Here is a 4,557-nt window from a genome sequence, read left to right on the forward strand (position 1 = left end):
CCTGTCGATTGCCCACCTTCGGGTTCACGGGTTCGGTCAGGTCTACTTTCCATGTCCCACCACCGTGCGTACCGATTGCGGACTTGTAGACGCCCACCTCGCCGAAGCGCTCTCGGTCCTGGTTCAGTCGGTCGTTCGAGAGCGCGAGTAGGGCGTCGGGGACCTTGATGTTCCAGTTGGCGAGCGTCGCGGCCGTAGCGAACTTGTGAATCGCCGCGAGCACTGCATCAGGCTCGTTAAGCATCGGTCGGATGCGGTTGAACGTCGTCGCGAGGCCGAGCAACTCCGCAGGCTCTTCTGTGTTCGACAGGAGCAGTCGATTCGCAATGATGTCCACCTCAGGTTCGACTGTCACCTCGCCGTCTTCGATGCTGACCGCCGCGTTTTCGCGGCGAAGCCAGACTGGTTCGTGGCCGAGGTCTTCGACCGCGTTGAGGATTGCCTTCGTCTCCTTGCTGTTGTGCAGGGAAAGCACTCCGACGCGTACCGTGTCGTTTGTGGTGGACATACTACCTTGATGCGAGGCGACTTTCAAAGCTATGACGGTTGAAACGTGCGTCTACGCGAGTATGGCTTAGTCGAGGTGAATGTCTGTGATTCAGTGATGATGCGGTGCCATACTTCGACGCGGAGGGTCCTCGCAGTCGGGTGACTGTTTATAACCCCGGCAGCCCCATCGGTTCACATGGCCGACAACGAGGCCTTCACCTACAACGGGGGGAAGGTCGAGCCGGGTGAAACACAAGATATCCGGTACGGCATCTCGGAGACGTATCTCGGTGACCCGGTTCGAATCCCTGTTACCATCATCAACGGGGAGCAAGCGGGGCCGACCGTCTTCCTCTCTGCTGCTGCCCACGGCGACGAACTGAACGGCATCGAAGTCGTTCGTGAAGTGGCCTACGAGTGGGACCTTTCTGACCTCGCCGGGACACTCGTCTGCATGCCGGTGTTGAACGTTCCCGGATTCCTCGCCCAACAGCGATATCTCCCAATCTACGACCGCGACCTGAACCGGTCGTTCCCGGGGTCGGAAACGTCGACCGGGGCGAAGCGAATGGCACACCGCATCTACCAGAACTTCATCGAACCCTGCGACTTCGGCATCGACTTCCACACGTCGACGCGGGGGCGAACCAACATGCTCCACGTCCGCGCCGACATGTCGGACGATGCCGTCGCCCGCCTCGCAAAAGCGTTCGGATCGCACGTCATCATCGACAGTTCAGGGTCAGACGGAATGCTCCGAACTGAGGCGGCTAAGAGCGGGACACCTGCAATCACTGTCGAGATGGGCGAAGCCCACCGGTTCCAACGTGAACTCATCGACGAGGCGCTGGCTGGCGTCGAGAGCGTCTTCGCCGAGTACGGGCTTCGTGAAACCTCGACCGTCAACTGGCCGGGGTGGCGGACCGTCATCTCCGACGAAAACGAGAAAACGTGGCTCCGTGCCGACGCGGGCGGCATCGTCGACATGCATCACGACCGCGGCGCACTCGTCCACGAGGGCGACCGTATCTGCACGATTACCAACCCATTCAAAGACGACAACGTCACCGTCGTAGCTCCCTTCACGGGGGTTCTCGTCGGTGTTCTCGAAAACCCGGTCGTCTACCCCGGCAATCCGATTTGCCACCTCGTCGAACTGAAAGACAAGGTTCGACGCGTCGTCGAGCGCGAGCAGTCCACCTCGTTCGAAACACCGGGTTGAGTGGGTACGACGTAGGGTTAGGAACCCGGCGTCCGGCGATTTTTGCCAACCTTGATGAAACATCATACACGTAAGTTCTATACCCTCCCCGTCCCGACCCTCACAAGAGCATGAGTCAGTCTTACAATCGGGGCCTCATTGAGGACTTCAGCCGATGGCGGGAGTTCTCGGCTGGCATGTGGGCCTGGATATTCCACAAGTTCACCGGCTGGGTACTTGTGGGGTACCTCTTTACCCACATCGCCGTGTTGTCGACGGCCCTCACGACCAAGCCGGCGTACACGAACACGATTCAGGCGCTGGAGAGCCTACTCGTCGTGCGTATCCTCGAAGTTGGGCTGCTCGCCGTGGCGGTGTTCCACATCCTCAACGGGCTGCGTCTGTTGTTCGTCGACCTGGGCGTCGGGCTGGAAGCACAGGACAAGAGCTTCTACGCGTCCCTCATCTTGACGGGTGTCATCGTCGTTGCGAGCGTTCCAACCTTCCTCGCAGGAGTGAGCATCTAATGGCAGAACGATACACGTCTTTCGAGCCTGGCGGACGTCGGTGGCTGTGGCAACGCCTTACCGCCGCGTTCCTCGTCGTCGTATTGGCATTCCACTTCTTCCTACTGCACTTCGTCAACCACGCCGACGAAGTCACCTTCGCGATGTCGCGGTTGCGAATGCAGGAGTTGACGTACTTCTCGCTGATGATTCTGTTTCTCGTCACCGCGACGTTCCACGGGGTCAACGGCGTCTACAACGCCCTCGTCAATCAGGGCCTCTCAGGCACCCGTAAGACGGCGGTCAAGGCGATTCTCGGCTTCGCGAGTGTCGTCCTCATCGTGCAGGGCGTCCGTACCGCACTCGCGTGGGCCGGAGGTGTCCCCATCTAACCATGAGTACGCAAGTTCCCGACCAAGTCGAAGACGAATCGTCCGCTGAGACGGTCCCTGCCGGAAAACAGAAGCGCGACGCGAAAAAGCGCGAGCGTGCGGAGCGAGTCCAAGAGCAGCGCGAGGCCGAAGCGGCCGAGAAAGCGCGCGCTGCGGACGACACGTACCACCTCAAGGTCTTCCGCTACGACCCCGAGGTGCCGGACAAACAGGAACCCCGCTTCGACGACTTCTACGTCCCGTACAAGCAGGGGATGACGATTTTGGACGCGCTCATGTGGGCGCGTGACCACTACGATTCGTCGCTTACCTTCCGACACTCCTGTCGGCAGGCAATCTGTGGGTCCGACGCGCTGTTCGTCAACGGGTCGCAGCGACTCGGCTGTAAGACGCAGCTTTCGGACCTCTCGGAACCCGTTCGCGTCGAACCGCTCCCGCACGCCGACGTGGTCAAAGACCTCGTCGTCGACATGGAGCACTTCTACGACCAGATGGAAGCGGTCGAGCCGTACTTCCAGACGAACTCGCTTCCGGACGGCGAACTCGAAGAGCAGCGTCAGACGCGCGAGAACCGCGAGAAGGTCAAGATGTCCACGCGTTGCATCTGGTGTAGCGCGTGTATGTCCTCGTGTAACATCGCCGCTGGCGACAACGAGTACCTCGGACCCGCGGCCATCAACAAGGCCTACCGCTTTGCGATGGACGAACGCGAGGGCGAGGACATGAAACAGCGTCGTCTCGAAATCCTCGAACAGGAACACGGTGTCTGGCGTTGCCAGACGCAGTTCTCCTGTACGGAGGTGTGCCCGAAGGATATCCCCCTCACCGAGCACATCCAGGAACTCAAGCGCGAAGCGATCAAAAACAACCTGAAGTTCTGGTGAACTTTCTGGTGAAACCCTGAAGTTCGACCAACCCTACGACACACTCAAACACACCATGTACGAACACGACGTTATCGTAGTCGGCGCGGGCGGGGCGGGCCTGCGCGCGGCGATTGCGGCACACGAGGAAGGAGCCGACGTGGCCATCGTGTCGAAGCTCCATCCGGTCCGAAGTCACACGGGCGCGGCGGAGGGTGGTATCAACGCCGCACTCCGCGAAGGCGACTCGTGGGAGGACCACGCGTACGACACGATGAAGGGCTCGGACTATCTCGCCGACGCACCGGCGGCCGAGACCCTCTGTAAGGACAGTCCGAAAGAGACCATCAAACTCGAACACTGGGGAATGGCGTTCTCCCGTGACGACGACGGCCGCGTCAGTCAGCGCCCGTTCGGCGGCCTCTCGTTCCCGCGAACCACCTACGCGGGTGCAGAGACCGGCCACCAGTTGCTCCACACGATGTACGAGCAACTCGTCAAGCGCGGCATCAAGGTCTACGACGAGTGGCACGTAACGCGGCTCGCCGTCTCCGACGAGGAGAACCCCGAAGACCGGACCTGTCACGGTATCGTCGCCTACGACGTCCAGACCGGCACGGTCGAAGGCTTCAGCGCTCGCAACGGCGTCATCCTCGCAACCGGCGGTCTCGGTCAGGTCTACGACCACACGACGAACGCAGTCGCCAACACCGGCGACGGCGTCGCGATGGCCTACCGCGCTGGCGTGCCGATGGAGGACATGGAGTTCATCCAGTTCCACCCGACCACGCTCCCCTCGACCGGTGTCCTCATCACCGAGGGTGTTCGCGGTGAGGGTGGCATTCTCTACAACGAGGACGGCGAGCGCTTCATGTTCGAGTACGGCTACGCGAACAACCTCGGCGAACTCGCCTCTCGTGACGTCGTCGCGCGGGCCGAGTTGACCGAGGTCAACGAAGGTCGCGGCATCGAAGACGAGTACGTCCACCTCGACATGCGTCACCTCGGCGAAGAACGCATCATCGACCGTCTCGAAAACATCATCCACCTTTCGGAGGACTTCGAGGGCGTCAACCCGGTCGAAGCGCCGATGCCGGTCAAACCCG

General features: G+C 61.0%; 6 protein-coding genes. 5 read left to right on the forward strand and 1 reads right to left on the reverse strand.

The genetic code is table 11. The annotated features are described in order from the left end of the window. On the reverse strand, positions 1 to 508 hold a 508-nt coding region (locus QT222_RS05905), incomplete at its 3' end, for an ATP-grasp domain-containing protein (protein ID WP_491476614.1). A 177-nt stretch (positions 509 to 685) separates the two neighbouring features. Between QT222_RS05905 and QT222_RS05910 the strand changes: the two genes are divergently transcribed. From QT222_RS05910 to QT222_RS05930, 5 genes are all read left to right on the forward strand, one after another. Then, the gene (locus QT222_RS05910; protein WP_491476615.1) at positions 686 to 1,711 is read left to right on the forward strand and encodes a succinylglutamate desuccinylase/aspartoacylase family protein; all 1,026 of its coding nucleotides are present in this window, start codon (positions 686 to 688) and stop codon (positions 1,709 to 1,711) included. Between the two features lie 110 nt (positions 1,712 to 1,821). Continuing rightward, positions 1,822 to 2,217: a succinate dehydrogenase, cytochrome b556 subunit gene (gene sdhC, locus QT222_RS05915; RefSeq protein WP_491476616.1), complete on the forward strand. Its 396-nt coding sequence runs from the start codon at positions 1,822 to 1,824 to the stop codon at positions 2,215 to 2,217. Further along, positions 2,217 to 2,588 carry a succinate dehydrogenase/fumarate reductase transmembrane subunit gene (locus QT222_RS05920; RefSeq protein ID WP_491476617.1) on the forward strand — a complete coding sequence of 124 codons (372 nt, stop codon included), beginning with the start codon at positions 2,217 to 2,219 and terminating at the stop codon, positions 2,586 to 2,588. Before sdhC ends, QT222_RS05920 begins: the two co-directional genes overlap by 1 nt. 2 nt (positions 2,589 to 2,590) lie before the next feature. Beyond that, positions 2,591 to 3,472 carry a succinate dehydrogenase/fumarate reductase iron-sulfur subunit gene (locus tag QT222_RS05925; protein WP_004060314.1) on the forward strand — a complete coding sequence of 294 codons (882 nt, stop codon included), beginning with the start codon at positions 2,591 to 2,593 and terminating at the stop codon, positions 3,470 to 3,472. A gap of 55 nt (positions 3,473 to 3,527) precedes the next feature. Then, positions 3,528 to 4,557 (forward strand): FAD-binding protein (locus QT222_RS05930; protein ID WP_491476618.1); only part of this gene is annotated, 1,030 nt, incomplete at its 3' end.

This window comes from Haloferax sp. s1 (assembly GCF_058382125.1).

What these genes read in the sequence shown, in the direction of transcription:
- QT222_RS05910 (WP_491476615.1), top strand. Translation starts at nt 686, where the DNA reads ATGGCCGACAACGAGGCCTTCACCTACAACGGGGGGAAGGTCGAGCCG.
- QT222_RS05920 (WP_491476617.1), top strand. Translation starts at nt 2,217, where the DNA reads ATGGCAGAACGATACACGTCTTTCGAGCCTGGCGGACGTCGGTGGCTG.
- sdhC (WP_491476616.1), top strand. Translation starts at nt 1,822, where the DNA reads ATGAGTCAGTCTTACAATCGGGGCCTCATTGAGGACTTCAGCCGATGG.
- QT222_RS05925 (WP_004060314.1), top strand. Translation starts at nt 2,591, where the DNA reads ATGAGTACGCAAGTTCCCGACCAAGTCGAAGACGAATCGTCCGCTGAG.